Below are 17,163 nucleotides of genomic sequence, written 5' to 3' on the forward strand. Positions count from 1 at the left end.
TGCTGAAGCCTCCCGACCCAAGAGGATTCATCATGAGCGACTCCCTCCGCCAACGCGTGCAAGCCCTGGGCCTCACGCTGCCCACCCCCAGCCAGCCGATTGCCAATTACATCAACCACGTGGTCAGCCAGAATCACCTGTTCGTCTCCGGGCAAATCCCGCTGGTGGAGGGTAAACCCGCCTATGTGGGCCGGTTGGGCGAGTCCCTCAGCGATGCAGAAGGTGCACAAGCGGCGGAACTCGCTGCGCTGGGCCTGCTGGGGCAGTTGAGCAATGCCCTCGGCGATGACCTGTCGCGCCTGGTGCGTACCGTGCGCCTGGGTGTATTCATCGCCAGCAGCGGCGACTTCACGCAACAGAGCGTGGTGGCCAACGGTGCCTCCAACCTGCTGGTCAACGCGCTTGGCGAAAAAGGCCGGCATGTGCGCACCGCCGTCGGCGTGTCCAGCCTGCCGGCCGGTGTGGCCGTGGAGGTTGATGCGATTTTCGAGCTGCACCCATGAGCCCGCTTGAAGTCCAGCACCTGCGGGATGACACGCCTGGCTGCCAGTCCGGCATCGTGCATTTCAACCACGCCGGTGCTTCCCTGCCCAGCCAGGCAACCCTTGATGCAATCATCGAGCAGCTGCAACGGGAAGCTCGCGACGGCCCGATGGAAGCCGGCGAACATGGCGCCGTGCTGGTGGAAAGAGCCCGCCGCGCCGCCGCGCAACTGCTCAACGCCCCCACCTCGTCCATCGCATTTGCCAGCAGTGGCTCGACCGCCTGGAGCCTGGCGTTCCAGGCCCTGGGCCCCTGGCAACCCGGCGACCGCATTCTGGTAGGCCGTCACGAATGGGGCGGCAACCTGGCCAGCATGGAACGGGCGGTGCAAGCGGGTGCACGCGTGGAGGTCATCCCCTGCGATGCAAGCGGCGCAGTCTGCCCGGTGGCGTTGGAGTCAATGCTCGATGCCAAGGTAAAGCTGATCGACCTCACCTGGCTCCCGGCCAACGGCGGCCTGATCAACCCCGCCCAGGCCATCGGTGAATTGGCCAGGCGTCACGCCATCCCCTACTTTATCGACGCCGGCCAGGCCGTCGGCCAGGTGCCGGTAGACGTACAAGCATTGCAGTGCGATGTGCTCAAGTCCGCCGGAAGAAAGCATCTGCGCGGTCCACGCGGGACGGCGCTGTTGTATGTGCGGCCGGATTTCCTCGGGCGCCTGAACCCGGCCCAGCGCGACGTGTTTTCGGCGCCCTGGACGGGCCAGGGTTTCGACCTGCGCAATGACGCACGGCGCTTTGAAACCAGCGAGGCATCCTTCGCCTTGCTGGCCGGGCTGGGCAATGCGCTGCAGGAGATGAATCGGCTGGGCATCGAGCGCGCGTGGGAGAGGGTTTCGCAGACCAGCGCGCGAATCCGCGAAGCGTTGCGTGGGATTGCGGGCATTACCCTGCATGACCTGGGTACTCGCCAATCCGGCCTTATCGCCTTCAACCTGGCCGGCTGGGATGCCTTTGAACTCAAGCGGCGCCTGGGTTTGAAGCGCATCAATATCGGCGCCAACGGCGCGGCCTACACTCCGCTGGATATGCAGGCGCGCGGCCTGGAGAGCGTGGCGCGGATCTCGGTGAGCCCGCTCAACAACGAGCATGATATCGAGTTGCTGATAGCAGCCCTGCGCGAGTTGCGCGACTAAACCTCGACGTCCACCCAAAGGCCCTGGCGCGGTGCATCTTCGATCAGCGGCGCCACTGGCACGGTGTTGTCGGCATTCAACACATCGCCCGGAATGGCCAGGTGCTGCTCCGGGTCTTCATCGGCTTCACGCCGGCGTCTCTGTTGTTCCTGCTGGCGGCGCTGTTCTTCGCGCAGCAAAAAGGTCGACGTCTCGGCATCGCCCTTTTTCAGGTCGATGGTGCTCTCGTTGGAGCCCGGCTGGACCGGCACCACGGGCGGGATGTCCGGCTTCTGGCGCACCGGATCGAGTTGCGACGTGACCGGCACAACGCTGACGGGCAGCATGGGTGGCAGCATAGTGATTATTCTCCTGATCAACAGGCTGTCGGCGGGTTGCAGGGTGACTTGAGCACAGGCTCGCCAACCTGTGACCCAGTCGACACTCCCAAGTGCCCGCCACCCGTCGATTCGGCTTCCGGCCCCCCATGCAAACGGAGTAGTTTTTGTCAGAGTCCTTGGGCGTGGGGGCTTGTTCCGTTAAGATAGTCGGCTTTTTCACGGCGGGAGTCAGGCAGCATGGCGCAGCAGTATCAACCGGGGCAACGCTGGATTAGTGACAGCGAAGCAGAGCTGGGGTTAGGCACCGTTCTGGCACAGGACGGGCGCTTGTTGACCGTGCTCTATCCGGCCACTGGCGACACTCGTCAGTATGCGCTACGGAATGCGCCCCTCACCCGCGTGAGGTTCTCGCCGGGTGACAGCATCACCCATTTCGAAGGCTGGAAAATGACCGTGCAGGAAGTCGACGACGTCGACGGCCTGCTGGTGTACCACGGCCTCAATGGGCAGAACGAGCAGGTTACCCTGCCGGAAACCCAACTCTCCAACTTCATCCAGTTCCGCCTGGCCAGCGACCGTCTGTTCGCCGGGCAGATCGACCCGCTGGCCTGGTTCTCGCTGCGCTATCACACCCTGGAACACACCAGCCGCCAATTGCAGTCCTCATTGTGGGGACTGGGCGGCGTGCGTGCGCAACCTATTGCGCACCAACTGCACATCGCCCGTGAAGTCGCCGACCGTATCGCGCCACGGGTCTTGCTGGCCGACGAAGTGGGCCTGGGTAAGACCATCGAAGCCGGCCTGGTGATCCATCGCCAACTGCTGTCGGGCCGCGCCAATCGCGTGCTGATCCTGGTTCCGGAAAACCTGCAGCACCAATGGTTGGTGGAAATGCGCCGTCGCTTCAACCTGCAGGTGGCGCTGTTCGACGAAGAACGCTTTATCGAAAGCGATGCCACCAACCCGTTCGAAGACACCCAGTTGGCCCTGGTGGCCCTAGAGTGGCTGGTGGACGACGAGAAGGCCCAGGACGCGCTGTTTGCCGCCGGTTGGGACCTGCTGGTGGTCGACGAAGCCCACCACCTGGTGTGGCATGAAGACAAGGCCAGCCCGGAATACGCGCTGGTCGAGCAACTGGCCGAAGTGATTCCCGGCGTGCTGCTGCTCACCGCCACCCCCGAACAACTGGGCCAGGACAGCCACTTCGCGCGCCTGCGCCTGCTGGACCCGAACCGTTTCCATGACCTCGCCGCCTTCCGCGCCGAGAGCGAGAACTATCGCCCGGTAGCCGAAGCCGTGCAGGAGCTGCTGGACAAGGGCCGCCTGTCCCCTGCCGCACACAAGACCATCCAGGGTTTCCTCGGCGACGAAGGTGAAGCCCTGCTCACCGCCGTCAACGATGGCGATACCGAAGCCAGCGCCCGCCTGGTGCGTGAGCTGCTCGACCGCCACGGCACCGGCCGTGTGCTGTTCCGCAACACCCGCGCCGCCGTGCAGGGTTTCCCGGAGCGCAAGCTGCACGCCTACCCGCTGCCGAACCCGGACGAATACCTGGAGCTGCCGCTGGGTGAACACGCCGAGCTGTACCCCGAAGTCAGCTTCCAGGCGCAGCCGGACGTCGAAGAAGAAAACCGCTGGTGGCGCTTCGACCCTCGGGTCGAATGGCTGATCGACCAGTTGAAAATGCTCAAGCGCACCAAGGTCCTGGTGATCTGCGCCCACGCCGAAACCGCCATGGACCTGGAAGACGCCCTGCGCGTACGCTCCGGCATTCCGGCCACGGTGTTCCACGAGGGCATGAACATTCTCGAGCGTGACCGCGCCGCCGCCTACTTCGCCGATGAAGAGTTTGGCGCCCAGGTGTTGATCTGCTCGGAAATCGGCAGTGAAGGCCGCAACTTCCAGTTCTCCCACCACCTGGTACTGTTCGACCTGCCGTCCCACCCCGACCTGCTGGAACAGCGCATCGGCCGTCTGGACCGGATCGGCCAGAAACACGTGATCGAACTGCACGTGCCGTACCTGGAAACCAGCCCGCAAGAGCGCCTGTTCCAGTGGTACCACGAGGCGCTGAACGCGTTCCTCAACACCTGCCCGACCGGCAACGCCTTGCAGCATCAGTTCGGCCCGCGCCTGCTGCCGCTGCTGGAAAACGCCGACGACGGCGAGTGGCAAGCCCTGATCGACGAGGCGCGTGCCGAGCGCGAGCGCCTGGAAGAGGAACTGCACACCGGTCGCGACCGCCTGCTGGAACTCAACTCCGGCGGCGCCGGTGAAGGCGATGCATTGGTCGAGGACATCCTCGAGCAGGACGACCAGTTCGCCCTGCCGATCTATATGGAAACCCTGTTCGACGCGTTCGGCATCGACAGCGAAGACCATTCGGAAAACGCGCTGATCCTCAAGCCCAGCGAAAAGATGCTCGACGCCAGCTTCCCCCTGGGCGACGACGAAGGCGTGACAATCACCTACGACCGCAACCAGGCGCTGTCCCGTGAAGACATGCAGTTCATTACCTGGGAACACCCGATGGTACAAGGCGGTATGGACCTGGTGCTGTCCGGTTCCATGGGCAACACCGCGGTGGCGCTGATCAAGAACAAGGCGCTCAAGCCGGGCACCGTGTTGCTGGAACTGCTCTACGTCAGCGAAGTGGTTGCCCCGCGCTCGCTGCAACTGGGTCGCTACCTGCCACCGGCCGCCCTGCGCTGCCTGCTGGATGCCAACGGCAATGACCTGTCCGGCCGCGTGTCGTTCGAAACCCTCAACGACCAGTTGGAAAGCGTGCCACGCGCCAGCGCCAACAAGTTCGTGCAGGCCCAGCGCGATCAACTCACGCCACGGATCAACGCCGGTGAAGAGAAGATCACCCCGCGCCACGCCGAGCGTGTGGCCGAGGCCAAGCGTCGCCTGGCGGCGGACACCGACGAAGAACTGGCGCGCCTGACTGCGTTGCAAGCGGTCAACCCAACCGTGCGTGACAGTGAGTTGGTGGCCCTGCGCAATCAGCGCGAGCAAGGCTTGGCCATGCTCGACAAAGCGGCGCTGCGGTTGGAAGCGATTCGGGTGTTGGTGGCGGGTTGATCACTGCCCTGTCCTGTTAAATGAAAAGGCCCGCGCAATGCGGGCCTTTTTTATTGGCCTTCGAGGCCCCATCGGGGGCAAGCCCCCTCCCACAATTGATCGGTGATCGATATGACAACCCAGTCAAATGTGGGAGGGGGCTTGCCCCCGATGGCGTCACCTCAATATCAAGCGGTCACCGCCGAAGCCGGCACCTCAACCGCCCCCAGCCCATCCTTCATCCGCTTGGCATCGCGCACAAAACTGCGCGATGCCTGGAACAGGAACAGCATGGTCAAAAACAACGCCACCGGAATCAGGTACATGGCGTCGTGCAATCCCACGGCCTTGTAAGCCTCGGTCATCTGCTCTGCCCCCGCCGCGTACATCGCCGAATGGGCAAAGTGGTCGGACAAGCCACCCACCACGATCGGCCCCATGCCACCGCCCAGCAAGTACAGGCCGGCGAAGAACAGCGCCATCGCCGTGGCCCGCAGGCGCGGCTCGACCACGTCCTGGATCGCTGTATACACGCAGGTGTAGAAGTTATAAGCGAACAACCAGCCCACACTGAACAGCGCCACAAACACACCAATCTCGATGCGCCCGGCGTGTAACGCCCACGCGGTGGTCACGGTAGAGATGATCAGGCTGAACGCCGCAAACAATAGGCGGCCATTGGCGACCCGCTGATGGATTTTGTCAGCAATCCAGCCGCCCAGGGTCAGGCCCACCAGGCCGGTCAGGCCGACAATCACACCCGTAGCAACCGCAGCATCCTGCAATGGCATCAGGAAGTAACGCTGCAACATCGGCACCAGGAATGAGTTGCAGGCATAGGTGGCGAAGTTGAAGCACAACCCGGCCAGCACCAGCCACAGGAAGGTCGGTACCGCCAGCACACGGCGGATCGGGCGGTCGACGCGTTCCTGGGATACTTGTACGGTCTCTGCCGCGCCGCGCTTGGGTTCCTTGATATAGAACATGAACACCGCCAGGATCAGCCCCGGCACCGCAGCGATAAAGAACGGCGCACGCCAGCTGTCGAATGCCTTGACCATCCAGCCAATGGTGAAGAACGCCAGCAACAGCCCCAACGGAAGGCCCAGCATGAAGATCCCCATGGCCCGCGCGCGGCGGTGTGCCGGGAACAGGTCGCCAATCAGCGAGTTGGCGGCCGGCGCATAGCTGGCTTCGCCAATGCCGATGCCCATGCGCACCAGTAGAAACGTCCAGAAGCTGCCGACCAGACCATTGACCGCCGTCAGCCCGCTCCAGGCGAACAGGCCCCAACCCATCAGTTTGCTGCGCGAGCCGGTGTCGGCCAGGCGCCCGAGCGGCAGCCCGGCAATGGCGTAGACGATGGTGAAGGCGGTGCCGATGATGCCGAGCTGAAAGTCGCTCAGGTGCCATTCCATGCGGATTGGCTCGATGATGATCGCCGGGATGGTGCGGTCGAAGAAGTTGAACAGGTTGGCGAGGAACAGCAGGAACAGAATGCGCCAGGCATTCGCCGCTTGGGTCGAGTTCTGCATGGGTCCGTCTCTTTTATTGTTATGAGAGCTGCGATGCCCGATGCATCCTGCCCGGTACCTGCAACATAGTCAGGCAGGGCCCGGTTGTCTGTAATGATTCGTAAAGCTGATAGGGCATGATTTCGCCCGGCAACACGGGACTTTCCCCACAAAAATATAAGTGCGCGCCCCCCTTCCCAATGGCCATGGCACGGATAGAATGGCGAGCCTTCCGTAGCATCCCCAACCTACTTTTCTTATCGATGACGCCCATGTCCGAAGCCAGTCCGTGTCTGAATTGCGGTGCCTGCTGTTCACACTTTCGTGTGTCCTTCTTCTGGGGTGAGTGCGCCTCGTCGGGGGGCACGGTGCCCGATGACCTGGTGGTGCAGATCAACCCGACCCGCGTGGCCATGATCGGCACCGACCAGAAACCCGCGCGCTGCTGCAGCCTTGAGGGCGAAGTGGGCCAAGGCACCCGCTGCACGATCTACGAACAACGCTCAAGCGTGTGCCGTGAGTTCGAGTCCTCGTGGTACGACGGCGTGCACAACGCCGATTGCGATGCAGCACGCGCCGCCTTTGGCCTGGCGCCATTGGAAGCACCTATCGAATTGGACCTGCCCATCAGCGCTTAGCATCAAACGCTATGGACGGCATGCCAAAATCGTAGCGAAGCAAAGTGCCATTATTCCTTGCGAATTTTCCTACGCTTCTATACTCGACCTCATAGGTCATCGCCTCAGGCAGTGACGTGACTCTATGACGGGACATGCTATGGAATGGCTAGGTCTGCATTTTTTTACCGAGCTTCCAGAGAGCGGGCACTTATTACTCAATTGCAGTCATAACCCCTTTCTGGTGCTGCTCGCCTATCTGGTCGCTTGCGCGGCGGGCTTCGGCACGCTGGATATGGCCGAACGTGTCGGCCATGTCGAGGACCCTACCGCCAGACGCCACTGGCGCTGGCTCGGCGCCGGTTGCCTGGCAGGCGGGATCTGGTCCACCCATTTCATCAGCATGCTGGCCTTCCAGGCACCCATCGCAATCCACTACGAATTGTTGATGACGTTTGCTTCGCTGTTGATTGCGTTGGTCGCCTCGTTGTTCGCCATGCAGACCCTCAGTCATTCCAACCTGCGTTTCCACCAGTACCTGCTGGCGTCGGTGTGGATGGGCATTGGCATCGCCCTGATGCACTACGTCGGTATGTCAGCCATGCGCTCGCAGGCCAAAGTCTATTTCGAGTCTGGACTGTTCATGGCCTCGGTGGGTATCGCTATCGGCGCCAGCCTGGCTGCGCTGTTGCTGTCGAGCTACCTGCGTACCGGCGCCGGTGTGTTCCATCAACTGCTCAAGTATGCCGCCAGCCTGGTACTCGGCGCCGGGATCCTGAGCATGCACTTTACCGGCATGGCGGCCATGCAACTCATCGTTCCCAACGGGGCCGACCTTTCGTTGCCACTGGATAACAACCCCATTCAACTGGGCTTGTCGGTGGCCGTCATCACCCTGCTGGTGATCGGCAGCAGCATCAGCGCCGCCCTGGCCGACAAAAAACTGCAGCACAAGGAACGCGACCTGCGGCGGGTCAACGCCCTGCTCAGCGAACTCGACCAGGCCCGCGCGTCGCTGCAACAGGTGGCCCATTACGACGCCCTCACCAGCCTGCTCAATCGTCGCGGTTTCAATCAGATCTTTGCCGAGAAGCTCGCCGAAAAAACCGCGTCAAACGGCATGATGGCGGTGATCTTCCTCGATATCGACCACTTCAAACGCATCAATGACAGCCTCGGGCATGACGCCGGCGACCAGCTGCTCACCGTGCTGGCCGGGCATATCAAGGGCTCAGTGCGCAGCCATGCGGATGTGGTGGCGCGCTTTGGCGGCGATGAGTTCTGCATCCTGATCAGCATCCACCACCGCGACGAGGCGCGGCACCTGGCCCAGCGCATCATGCAGCAGATGAAAGAACCCATCGAGCTGGCCGGCCGGCGCATGGTGATGACCACCAGTATTGGCATCAGCCTGTTCCCCGATGACGGCCTGACCTGCGAAGAGCTGCTGAAAACTGCCGACCTGGCGCTGTACCAGTCCAAGGACGCCGGGCGTAACAACTTGAACTTCTTCAGCTCCAACCTGAAGACCCGTGCCTTCCTCGAACTGCAATTGGAGGAAGAACTGCGCAGCGCACTGCGCACCCGCAACCAACTGGTGTTGTTCTACCAACCGATCTTTGACATGAAATTGGGCAAGGTCACACGGTTGGAAGCCTTGGTGCGCTGGCAGCATCCCCAGCACGGGTTGCTGGCGCCGGACCGGTTTATCGGCATCGCCGAAAGCAACGGGCTGATTGCCGAACTGGACCACTGGGTACTGCGCCAGGCGTGTCATGACCTGAGCCTGCTGTCTGACCGGGGCTACACCGACCTGACCATGGCGGTGAACTGCTCGGCGCTGAACCTGGCCCGTGACGAGCTGGCGGACGAAATCGAAGACGCCTTGCGCTTCAGCGGGATCGGCGCGAACCGCCTGGAACTGGAAGTCACCGAAAATGCGCTGATGGGCAACATCAGCAGCACCCTGGCGTTGCTGCGGCAAATCCGCGCGCTGGGCGTGTCGCTGGCCATCGATGACTTTGGCACCGGCTACTCCTCCCTCGCCTACCTCAAGCGGCTGCCACTCAACACGTTGAAGATTGATCGCTCGTTTATCCAGGATATTCCCAAGTCCACCGCCGATATCGAGATCGTCCAGGCGATTATCGGCATGGCCCATACCCTGCACTTGGAAGTCGTGACCGAAGGCGTGGAAACCCAGGCCCAGTTCGAGCTGCTGCTCAAGCATGGCTGCGACTTCGTCCAGGGCTACCTGCTGAGCCCGGCCGTGCCGGCCAGTGACATTATGGGCGTGATGCAGGGCATCAGCCTGCGTAACCCGCTGTACCCGCACAGCACGCAGGGCGCCAAGGACAGCAGCGCACCCAAAGAGCATTCCCCATGCCGCGGCGGCTCCACGTCCATCGTCAGGCCAATTCGCTGACGCCCAATCTTTGGCATTTCGCCATCATTTGCCTAAAGAACCCCGACGAACGGCCGATTCATCAGAGTCCGGCCGTGTTTTCCCTGAAATCATCGGGGTAAAACCCAATCGTCCAGGACAAGGACGCACTGTAAAGTCGCGAACACCCATTCCGTGATGGCCCCTTGATTCTCTTCAGCCATCCGCCCAGGCACATGGCGCACAATGACTTCTAAAAATAACTCTGCCACCGTGGTATCCGACGTGTTGCTCCCAGCTCCTGCGGACACACCCTCAGGTTCAAAGTCATTGAGCACCGCCCGCCCGCTGGCCACCCAGCAATACCTGTACTTCACCGAGACCAATACCGACCGCATCCTCGACAATCTCGACGGCCTGCGCGACATGGTGTTCCCGCGACCGCCCCACCTGGAAGGCGACAGCGATCCGCGCAACGAACAGGAATTCCCCTCGGTGTGCCTGATCGGCCTGGGCCGCTGCGGTTCGAACATCGCGCTGGACGTGGCGGAACTGGTGTACAACGCGCGCAAGTTCTACCTGAACGAATTCAGCAACGAAGACAAGTCACAAGACAAGGGCTACAGCCCGGCCCAGTGGCTGCGCAACAACCTGCGCCTGGGCAGCGGCAAGGCCAGCAAACCGGTGTTCCTGGTGGAGCCGCTGGTGATGCTGGGCGACTTGGACAAGGACATCGCCGGGCGTATCCGCTTCTCGCGCAAAGGCGAGAAAAGCGGCTTCCTGCGCGACTACAGCAAGATGAAAATCATGGACCTGTCGGAGGTCCATGCCGGCGGCGCCGGCAATGCGCCGATCCTCGGCCAGTACCTGGCCAAGATCATCCTGAACAAAGACACCCAGCGCTTTTCCAGCCCCGACTGGAAGATGATCCACTCGTACCTGATCGACTCCTGCGGCATCAAGGCCAACCAGTCGCGCCTGTACTTCTCGATCTTCAGCGCCGGCGGCGGCACAGGTTCAGGCATGGCTTCGGAATTCGGCCTGGCCCAGCAACACTCGTACATGAACAAGACCTTCGACACCAAGCCCGCCGATGAGCACGACAGCAAGAGCGGCCACGCCTTTGTGTTCGAGCCGATCTTCACCAGCGGCATCTGCGTGCTGCCGAACATTTCCGACCACCGCAGCGAAATGTCCGAGGCGCTGCACATCAACGCCGGGCGACTGCTGTGCAAATACCTGTCGGAAGAATGGGATTTTTCGTACAACTTCGCCAATGAAGACAGCAGCGAAGCCAGCGTGAAGGGGCGAATCCGGCCGTGGAACGCGATGATGCTGATCTCCAACGACATCATGCGTTATGCCGAAGAAAGCGATGACGGCAATATCCAGAACATTGACGTCAATGCCATGGAAAAACACGCCAACCAGTACATTTCCCAGCAGATCTTCAACATCCTCACCGCCCAGGCCGTGACCACCGACTACGACCAGAACTATTTCCGGCGCGCCGGCATCGACATCGGCGAAACCATTCGCCTGGATGCCAACGACCTGTTCATGAGCCTGGCCGGCCCAGTGGCGATTGCCTACGCAGAGTCCGTGGTCCCGGAAACCCCGGCGCCGTCAAATGACAAATTCAAGGTGTTCGAGAAAGAGCCGCAGCGCCTGAACATCGACGACCTGTTCTTCCGTTCCATCGACCTGCCGCACTTCAACAAGGTCACCCAGGCCATCGAAGGCATCAGCCTGTTGCCGATCGAATCCAAGCGCTACAAGGCGTCCCTGGAACAGTACAAGAACTCTGGCTACGACGCCGCCGCGCTGCATGACCTGCACTTCTTCAAGAACTGCTCGTCGGTGGTCTCGATTGTGTCACTGCCCAAGGACTACAAGCTGTCCTACATGGACTTGAACCGGCTCAAGACCCACCTCAACAGCCTGTTCCCCAACACCACGCTCAAGCGCTACGCCCTGGTGATCGGCGCCTCGGCCAACCTGTCGCTGACCACCCTGATCGCCAAGAGCCCGTGCCTGTCGGATGACTTCCTCACGTTGATCGTGGCCTTCATCAAACGCTGCTTTGCGCGCAACCCGTATCGCTTCGATGACACGCTGGACAACTCGATCCTGGACTTCATCATCCACGAGGACTTCGACGAAGACCGTATCGACGAGTTGCTCAACGAGTTCGAGAACCCGGCGAAGATCCTCGACACCAACTGGTACGCGATCAAGCCGATGTATGAGAAGAAGTACCGCGAGTTGATCAACGACAAGGAGAAGTTCGTGTCGATCAATGACATTCGCCTGTCACGGGATTGCGTGAAGAAGGCGATCAAGTACTTGCGTGAGATCTACCGCCACCGGATTGGCAAGACCAAGGTGATCTCGCTGAACAACCACACTGGCAAAACCGCCTGACCTGCCTGCAGGAGCCGGATCACCGGCTCCTGCAGGGGGATGCGAACATATCGGGAAACAATTTTGCAGCGCTTGTGCCACGGGTATAACTGTTCCCGTGACGTTTACGTCACCCTCACCTGTGACCTTTCTCTACGGCAAGGTGCCATCACGGTGCCGGCGGTTACTCCGCTACACACTTCTGACAGCCTGAATTGCGCACCTTTTTAGTGCGCTCATTCTTTACGCCGCCCTTTCCTGGATCAGTATCCAAGGCGAAACCACCACCGCCCACAAACTTGGATCACGCTCAACCAGGTCCAATGCCCGCGTCGCAGACACTTCGCCAAGGCTCCCCGCAGCCAGCCAAGCGGCGACTTTGTCGCGGTTATCCTCGGCCATGCCTTCGGCTGCTTCGATCAAATCCAGACCCGCATCGACCCACAATAGGGCACCCTTGGCAAAGAACGGCTCAAGCTCCTTCCAGGAAATTTCGGCAGTTTCACCGAGCAGCTTGGCATAGAGGGTGCTAGGTTCTTGCGTCATGGGAGTTCACCTGAATAAAAAATCGGCGCAATCATAACGTCGAGCGTCAGGCAGAAAAACCCAGTTGCAAATGCGTCATCGATTGAAAGTGTCAGGAAAGCCAAGGATTGCCCGAAACTCTGGCATCACCCCGCCGCAATTCTGTCTTTTTCTTTCATTTAAGCGACATACCCGGGTTTTGCCCCCAGCAGCCAGCTTTTCAAGCGATCAACCGGCGCTCTACACTGTACCGGTACAGTTGCCAGGGCACTGCCGGGGGGATATCCGAGATATCTGATCCGGTTCTGCAGCTCACAAGGCCGCTAGAACTATAAAAAATACAACAGTAAGAGTGGAGCACTATGAATAAGGCTACTAAGCAGATTTCCAAACTGTTTGCCGCTATGGTCCTGGCTGGGGTTGCCGGCCATTCGTTCGCAGCCGACACCATCAAGATCGGTATCGCAGGTCCTAAAACCGGTCCTGTGACGCAATACGGCGACATGCAATTCATGGGTGCCAAGCAAGCCATCGCCGACATCAACGCCAAGGGCGGCGTCGACGGCAAAATGCTTGAAGCCAAGGAGTACGACGACGCTTGCGATCCTAAACAAGCCGTTGCCGTGGCCAACAAAGTGGTCAACGACGGCGTCAAGTTCGTGGTCGGCCACCTCTGCTCCAGCTCCACTCAGCCAGCCTCCGACATCTATGAAGACGAAGGCGTGATCATGATCACCCCGGCTGCCACCAGCCCGGAAATCACTTCCCGTGGTTACAAACTGGTCTTCCGCACCATCGGCCTGGACAGCGCCCAAGGCCCTGCGGCCGGTAACTACATCGCCGATCACGTGAAGCCAAAAGTCGTTGCAGTCATTCACGACAAACAGCAGTACGGTGAAGGCATCGCCACCGCCGTCAAACAGACTCTCGAGAAGAAAGGCGTGAAAGTTGCCCTCTTCGAAGGCATCAACGCTGGCGACAAAGACTTCGGTTCGCTCATCCAGAAGCTCAAGCAAGCCAACGTCGACTTCGTCTACTACGGCGGCTACCACCCTGAGCTGGGCCTGATCCTGCGCCAAGCCAAGGAAAAAGGCGTGAACGCCAAGTTCATGGGCCCAGAAGGTGTCGGCAACGACTCCATCTCGCAAATCGCCCAGGACGCTTCCGAAGGCCTGCTGGTTACCCTGCCGAAATCGTTCGACACCGATCCAGCCAACAAGGCGATCGTTGAAGAGTTCACCAAGAACAAGCAGGACCCAACCGGTCCGTTCGTGTTCCCGTCCTACTCGGCTGTTGAAGTCATCGCCGGCGGTATCGCTGCCGCGAAGTCCGAAGACACCGCCAAAGTGGCTGCTGCCATCCACGCAGGCACCTTCAAGACCCCAACCGGCGACCTGAGCTTCGACGCCAAGGGCGACCTGAAGGACTTCAAGTTCGTGGTCTACGAATGGCACTTCGGTAAACCAAAAACCGAAGTTTCCCCTCAGTAAGCCAGGCATTACTGGTCCAGCAAGCCCACTGTGAAAGCAGTGGGCTTTGTTTTACGAGGTTTATGGGCCTGACACCCGCGATCCGGGCGCTGGCTCACCTGAAAATCTTAAAACCGTCACCAGCGGTTCGCTGGCAAACGCTTTGTGCAAATGTGCTCACAGAACACAGTGCAGGGCCGGAACATGACTCCACCAGTGAAATGCGTATCGGGTTTTTAGGAGCGCTGTAATGCCTGAGATCTATCATTTTTTCCAAACGCTGGTTAACGGCATGACCGTTGGCAGCACCTATGCCTTGATAGCCATTGGCTACACAATGGTTTACGGCATCATTGGAATGATTAACTTCGCCCATGGCGAGGTGTACATGATTGGCTCCTACGTGGCCTTCATCGCCCTTGCCGGGCTGGCCATGCTGGGTATCCACTCCCTGCCGCTGTTGATGACCGCTGCGTTCCTTGCATCGATCGTCGTGACCAGTGCCTATGGCTACAGTATCGAGCGGGTTGCCTACCGTCCCTTGCGTGGCAGCAACCGTTTGATCCCGCTGATTTCCGCCATCGGCATGTCGATTTTCCTGCAGAACACTGTACTGCTGTCCCAGGACTCCAAGGACAAGTCCATTCCCAACCTGATTCCGGGGAGCTTCTCCTTCGGCCCAGGTGGCGCACAAGAAGTGCTGATTTCTTACATGCAGGTCCTGGTCTTCGTCGTCACCCTGGTGGCGATGCTGGGCCTGACCCTGTTCATCTCCCGCTCCCGTCTGGGGCGCGCCTGTCGGGCCTGCGCCGAAGACATCAAGATGGCCAACCTGTTGGGCATCAACACCAACAACATCATCGCCCTGACCTTCGTGATAGGTGCTGCGCTGGCCGCCGTCGCGGCGGTGCTGCTGAGCATGCAGTACGGCGTGATCAACCCCAACGCCGGTTTCCTGGTAGGCCTCAAGGCTTTCACCGCGGCGGTATTGGGCGGCATCGGCAGTATCCCGGGCGCGATGCTCGGTGGCCTGGTGCTGGGGGTGGCTGAAGCCTTTGGCGCCGATATCTTCGGTGACCAATACAAGGACGTCGTGGCGTTCGGCCTGTTGGTTCTGGTGCTGTTGTTCCGTCCGACCGGCATCCTGGGCCGTCCGGAGGTTGAGAAAGTATGAGCAGATATCTTAAATCGGCGTTTTTCAGCGCCTTGCTGGTATGGGCCGTGGCCTTCCCGGTACTCGGCCTCAAGCTGAGCATTGTCGGCATCAACCTTGAAGTGCATGGCACAGGTCCCGTGACCCTGACCGTCATCGCCCTGTGTTCGGTGCTGATGTTCCTGCGCGTGTTGTTCAGCGATCAGTTCAATGCCTTGCTCAAGAGCAACCGTGGTCCGTTGGTATCGCCCAAGGTCAGCCAATTCCTGACCCTGCCGCGCACCCAGCGCTACATCATCATTGCCCTGATCATCGCCGCGTTGATCTGGCCGTTCTTCGGCTCGCGCGGTGCGGTCGACATCGCCACCCTGATCCTGATCTACGTGTTGCTGGGTCTGGGCCTGAACATCGTGGTGGGCCTGGCCGGCCTGCTCGACCTGGGTTACGTGGGCTTCTATGCCGTGGGTGCCTACACCTATGCGCTGCTCTCGCATTACCTGGGCTGGAGCTTCTGGGTCTGCCTGCCACTGGCTGGCATGGCGGCGGCGACGTTCGGCTTCCTGCTGGGCTTTCCGGTGCTGCGCCTGCGCGGCGACTACCTGGCGATCGTGACCCTGGGCTTCGGTGAAATCATCCGCCTGTTCCTGCGTAACCTCACCGATATCACCGGTGGCCCCAACGGCATCAGCAGCATCCCCAAGCCGACGTTCTTCGGGCTGTCGTTCGACCGTTCCGCCGCTGAAGGCATGCAGACGTTCCACGAGTACTTCGGGATCGACTACAACCCGGTGAGCAAAGTGGTGTTCCTGTACCTGGTGGCGCTGCTGCTGGCATTGGCCGCGCTGTTCGTGATCAACCGCCTGCTGCGCATGCCCATCGGCCGTGCGTGGGAAGCGCTGCGCGAAGATGAGATCGCCTGCCGCGCACTGGGCCTGAACCCTACCATCATCAAGCTCTCCGCCTTTACCCTGGGCGCTGCGTTCGCCGGTTTCGCCGGCAGCTTCTTCGCCGCGCGCCAAGGCCTGGTGACCCCGGAGTCGTTCACCTTTATCGAGTCGGCGATCATCCTCGCCATCGTGGTACTGGGGGGCATGGGCTCGCAACTGGGCGTGATCCTGGCGGCGATCGTGATGATCCTGCTGCCGGAAATGATGCGTGAGTTCAGCGAATACCGCATGTTGATGTTCGGCGCCATGATGGTGCTGATGATGATCTGGCGTCCTCAAGGTTTGCTCCCGATGCAACGCCCACACATGGAGCTGCGCAAATGAGCCGCGAGATCCTGAAAGTCGAAAACTTGAGCATGCGCTTCGGCGGGTTGCTGGCGGTCAACGGCGTGGCCCTGACCGTGAAAGAGAAACAAGTAGTCGCGCTGATCGGCCCCAACGGGGCCGGCAAGACTACGGTGTTCAACTGCCTCACCGGCTTCTACAAGCCGAGCGGTGGCAGCATCCTGCTGGACGGCCAGCCGATCCAGGGCCTGGCCGGTCACGAGATCGCCCGCAAGGGCGTGGTACGGACCTTCCAGAACGTGCGCTTGTTCAAGGACATGACGGCGGTCGAGAACCTGTTGATCGCCCAGCACCGTCACCTGAACACCAACTTCTTTGCGGGACTGTTCAAGACCCCTTCGTTCCGCAAGAGCGAGCGCGAGGCCATGGAATACGCCGAGTACTGGCTGGACAAGGTCAACCTCACCGAGTTTGCCAACCGCCCTGCTGGCACCCTGGCCTACGGTCAGCAACGTCGCCTGGAAATCGCCCGCTGCATGATGACCCGCCCGCGGATCCTGATGCTCGACGAACCGGCCGCCGGCCTGAACCCCAAGGAAACCGAAGACCTCAAGGCGCTGATCAGCGTGTTGCGTGAAGAAAACAACGCCACGGTGCTGTTGATCGAACACGACATGAAGCTGGTCATGAGCATTTCCGACCACATCGTAGTGATCAACCAGGGCACGCCGCTGGCCGACGGGACACCGGAGCAGATCCGCGACAATCCTGAAGTGATCAAAGCCTATTTGGGGGAAGCGTAA

At 60.7% G+C, this 17,163-nt stretch carries 13 protein-coding genes; 10 read left to right on the top strand and 3 right to left on the bottom strand.

Annotated features, from left to right (window positions below; all coding sequences use genetic code 11):
* Positions 1 to 32 precede the first annotated feature (32 nt).
* Positions 33 to 503: a RidA family protein gene (locus tag NL123_RS23560; RefSeq protein WP_494356472.1), complete on the top strand. Its 471-nt coding sequence runs from the start codon at positions 33 to 35 to the stop codon at positions 501 to 503.
* Positions 500 to 1,681, top strand: coding sequence for an aminotransferase class V-fold PLP-dependent enzyme (locus NL123_RS23565; RefSeq protein ID WP_248486722.1), 1,182 nt, complete (start codon positions 500 to 502; stop codon positions 1,679 to 1,681). The genes NL123_RS23560 and NL123_RS23565 overlap by 4 nt, the downstream gene beginning before the upstream one ends.
* Here NL123_RS23565 and NL123_RS23570 read toward each other — a convergent pair.
* Positions 1,678 to 2,019 (bottom strand): hypothetical protein, encoded by a 342-nt coding sequence (locus NL123_RS23570; RefSeq protein ID WP_058425221.1) that lies wholly within the window; start codon positions 2,017 to 2,019, stop codon positions 1,678 to 1,680. The genes NL123_RS23565 and NL123_RS23570 overlap by 4 nt on opposite strands.
* 219 nt (positions 2,020 to 2,238) lie before the next feature.
* Between NL123_RS23570 and rapA the strand changes: the two genes are divergently transcribed.
* On the top strand, positions 2,239 to 5,085 hold the full coding sequence (gene rapA, locus NL123_RS23575) for an RNA polymerase-associated protein RapA (RefSeq protein ID WP_494356473.1): 2,847 nt from the start codon (positions 2,239 to 2,241) through the stop codon (positions 5,083 to 5,085).
* A 167-nt stretch (positions 5,086 to 5,252) separates the two neighbouring features.
* Here the strand turns inward: rapA and NL123_RS23580 are convergent, their stop codons facing one another.
* On the bottom strand, positions 5,253 to 6,599 hold the full coding sequence (locus NL123_RS23580; RefSeq protein ID WP_071496874.1) for a spinster family MFS transporter: 1,347 nt from the start codon (positions 6,597 to 6,599) through the stop codon (positions 5,253 to 5,255).
* 251 nt (positions 6,600 to 6,850) lie between these two features.
* Here NL123_RS23580 and NL123_RS23585 point away from each other — a divergent pair, with 251 nt between their 5' ends.
* The 3 genes from NL123_RS23585 to NL123_RS23595 all read left to right on the top strand — a co-directional run bounded on the left by NL123_RS23585 (position 6,851) and on the right by NL123_RS23595 (position 12,002).
* A complete protein-coding gene (locus NL123_RS23585) occupies positions 6,851 to 7,216 on the top strand; it encodes a YkgJ family cysteine cluster protein (RefSeq protein WP_179028378.1) in 366 nt (121 codons plus the stop codon).
* 139 nt (positions 7,217 to 7,355) lie between these two features.
* Positions 7,356 to 9,620, top strand: a complete 2,265-nt coding sequence (locus tag NL123_RS23590; RefSeq protein ID WP_494356474.1) for a putative bifunctional diguanylate cyclase/phosphodiesterase — start codon at positions 7,356 to 7,358, stop codon at positions 9,618 to 9,620.
* 204 nt (positions 9,621 to 9,824) lie between these two features.
* Entirely contained in the window at positions 9,825 to 12,002 is a 2,178-nt protein-coding gene (locus NL123_RS23595) for a hypothetical protein (RefSeq protein ID WP_248486714.1), read from the top strand.
* A gap of 222 nt (positions 12,003 to 12,224) precedes the next feature.
* On the opposite strand, the gene NL123_RS23600 is transcribed toward NL123_RS23595, so the two are convergent.
* Positions 12,225 to 12,527, bottom strand: a complete 303-nt coding sequence (locus NL123_RS23600; protein ID WP_017530446.1) for a DUF2288 domain-containing protein — start codon at positions 12,525 to 12,527, stop codon at positions 12,225 to 12,227.
* Positions 12,528 to 12,868: 341 nt separating this feature from the next.
* Between NL123_RS23600 and NL123_RS23605 the strand changes: the two genes are divergently transcribed.
* The 4 genes from NL123_RS23605 to livG all read left to right on the top strand — a co-directional run bounded on the left by NL123_RS23605 (position 12,869) and on the right by livG (position 17,163).
* Positions 12,869 to 13,996: a branched-chain amino acid ABC transporter substrate-binding protein gene (locus NL123_RS23605; protein ID WP_248486713.1), complete on the top strand. Its 1,128-nt coding sequence runs from the start codon at positions 12,869 to 12,871 to the stop codon at positions 13,994 to 13,996.
* A gap of 229 nt (positions 13,997 to 14,225) precedes the next feature.
* Positions 14,226 to 15,149: a high-affinity branched-chain amino acid ABC transporter permease LivH gene (gene livH / locus NL123_RS23610; RefSeq protein ID WP_058425229.1), complete on the top strand. Its 924-nt coding sequence runs from the start codon at positions 14,226 to 14,228 to the stop codon at positions 15,147 to 15,149.
* Positions 15,146 to 16,399: a high-affinity branched-chain amino acid ABC transporter permease LivM gene (locus tag NL123_RS23615; RefSeq protein ID WP_071496882.1), complete on the top strand. Its 1,254-nt coding sequence runs from the start codon at positions 15,146 to 15,148 to the stop codon at positions 16,397 to 16,399. The genes livH and NL123_RS23615 overlap by 4 nt, the downstream gene beginning before the upstream one ends.
* Positions 16,396 to 17,163, top strand: a complete 768-nt coding sequence (livG, locus tag NL123_RS23620) for a high-affinity branched-chain amino acid ABC transporter ATP-binding protein LivG (RefSeq protein ID WP_058425231.1) — start codon at positions 16,396 to 16,398, stop codon at positions 17,161 to 17,163. The genes NL123_RS23615 and livG overlap by 4 nt, the downstream gene beginning before the upstream one ends.

This window comes from Pseudomonas sp. FBCC-B1565 (genome assembly GCF_059133265.1).

Excerpts from the sequence above, each read along its gene's own strand:
- NL123_RS23565 (WP_248486722.1), top strand. The coding sequence starts at position 500 with ATGAGCCCGCTTGAAGTCCAGCACCTGCGGGATGACACGCCTGGCTGC.
- NL123_RS23580 (WP_071496874.1), bottom strand. The coding sequence starts at position 6,599 with ATGCAGAACTCGACCCAAGCGGCGAATGCCTGGCGCATTCTGTTCCTG.
- NL123_RS23585 (WP_179028378.1), top strand. The coding sequence starts at position 6,851 with ATGTCCGAAGCCAGTCCGTGTCTGAATTGCGGTGCCTGCTGTTCACAC.
- NL123_RS23600 (WP_017530446.1), bottom strand. The coding sequence starts at position 12,527 with ATGACGCAAGAACCTAGCACCCTCTATGCCAAGCTGCTCGGTGAAACT.
- NL123_RS23595 (WP_248486714.1), top strand. The coding sequence starts at position 9,825 with ATGACTTCTAAAAATAACTCTGCCACCGTGGTATCCGACGTGTTGCTC.
- rapA (WP_494356473.1), top strand. The coding sequence starts at position 2,239 with ATGGCGCAGCAGTATCAACCGGGGCAACGCTGGATTAGTGACAGCGAA.
- livG (WP_058425231.1), top strand. The coding sequence starts at position 16,396 with ATGAGCCGCGAGATCCTGAAAGTCGAAAACTTGAGCATGCGCTTCGGC.
- NL123_RS23615 (WP_071496882.1), top strand. The coding sequence starts at position 15,146 with ATGAGCAGATATCTTAAATCGGCGTTTTTCAGCGCCTTGCTGGTATGG.
- NL123_RS23605 (WP_248486713.1), top strand. The coding sequence starts at position 12,869 with ATGAATAAGGCTACTAAGCAGATTTCCAAACTGTTTGCCGCTATGGTC.
- NL123_RS23590 (WP_494356474.1), top strand. The coding sequence starts at position 7,356 with ATGGAATGGCTAGGTCTGCATTTTTTTACCGAGCTTCCAGAGAGCGGG.
- NL123_RS23560 (WP_494356472.1), top strand. The coding sequence starts at position 33 with ATGAGCGACTCCCTCCGCCAACGCGTGCAAGCCCTGGGCCTCACGCTG.
- livH (WP_058425229.1), top strand. The coding sequence starts at position 14,226 with ATGCCTGAGATCTATCATTTTTTCCAAACGCTGGTTAACGGCATGACC.
- NL123_RS23570 (WP_058425221.1), bottom strand. The coding sequence starts at position 2,019 with ATGCTGCCACCCATGCTGCCCGTCAGCGTTGTGCCGGTCACGTCGCAA.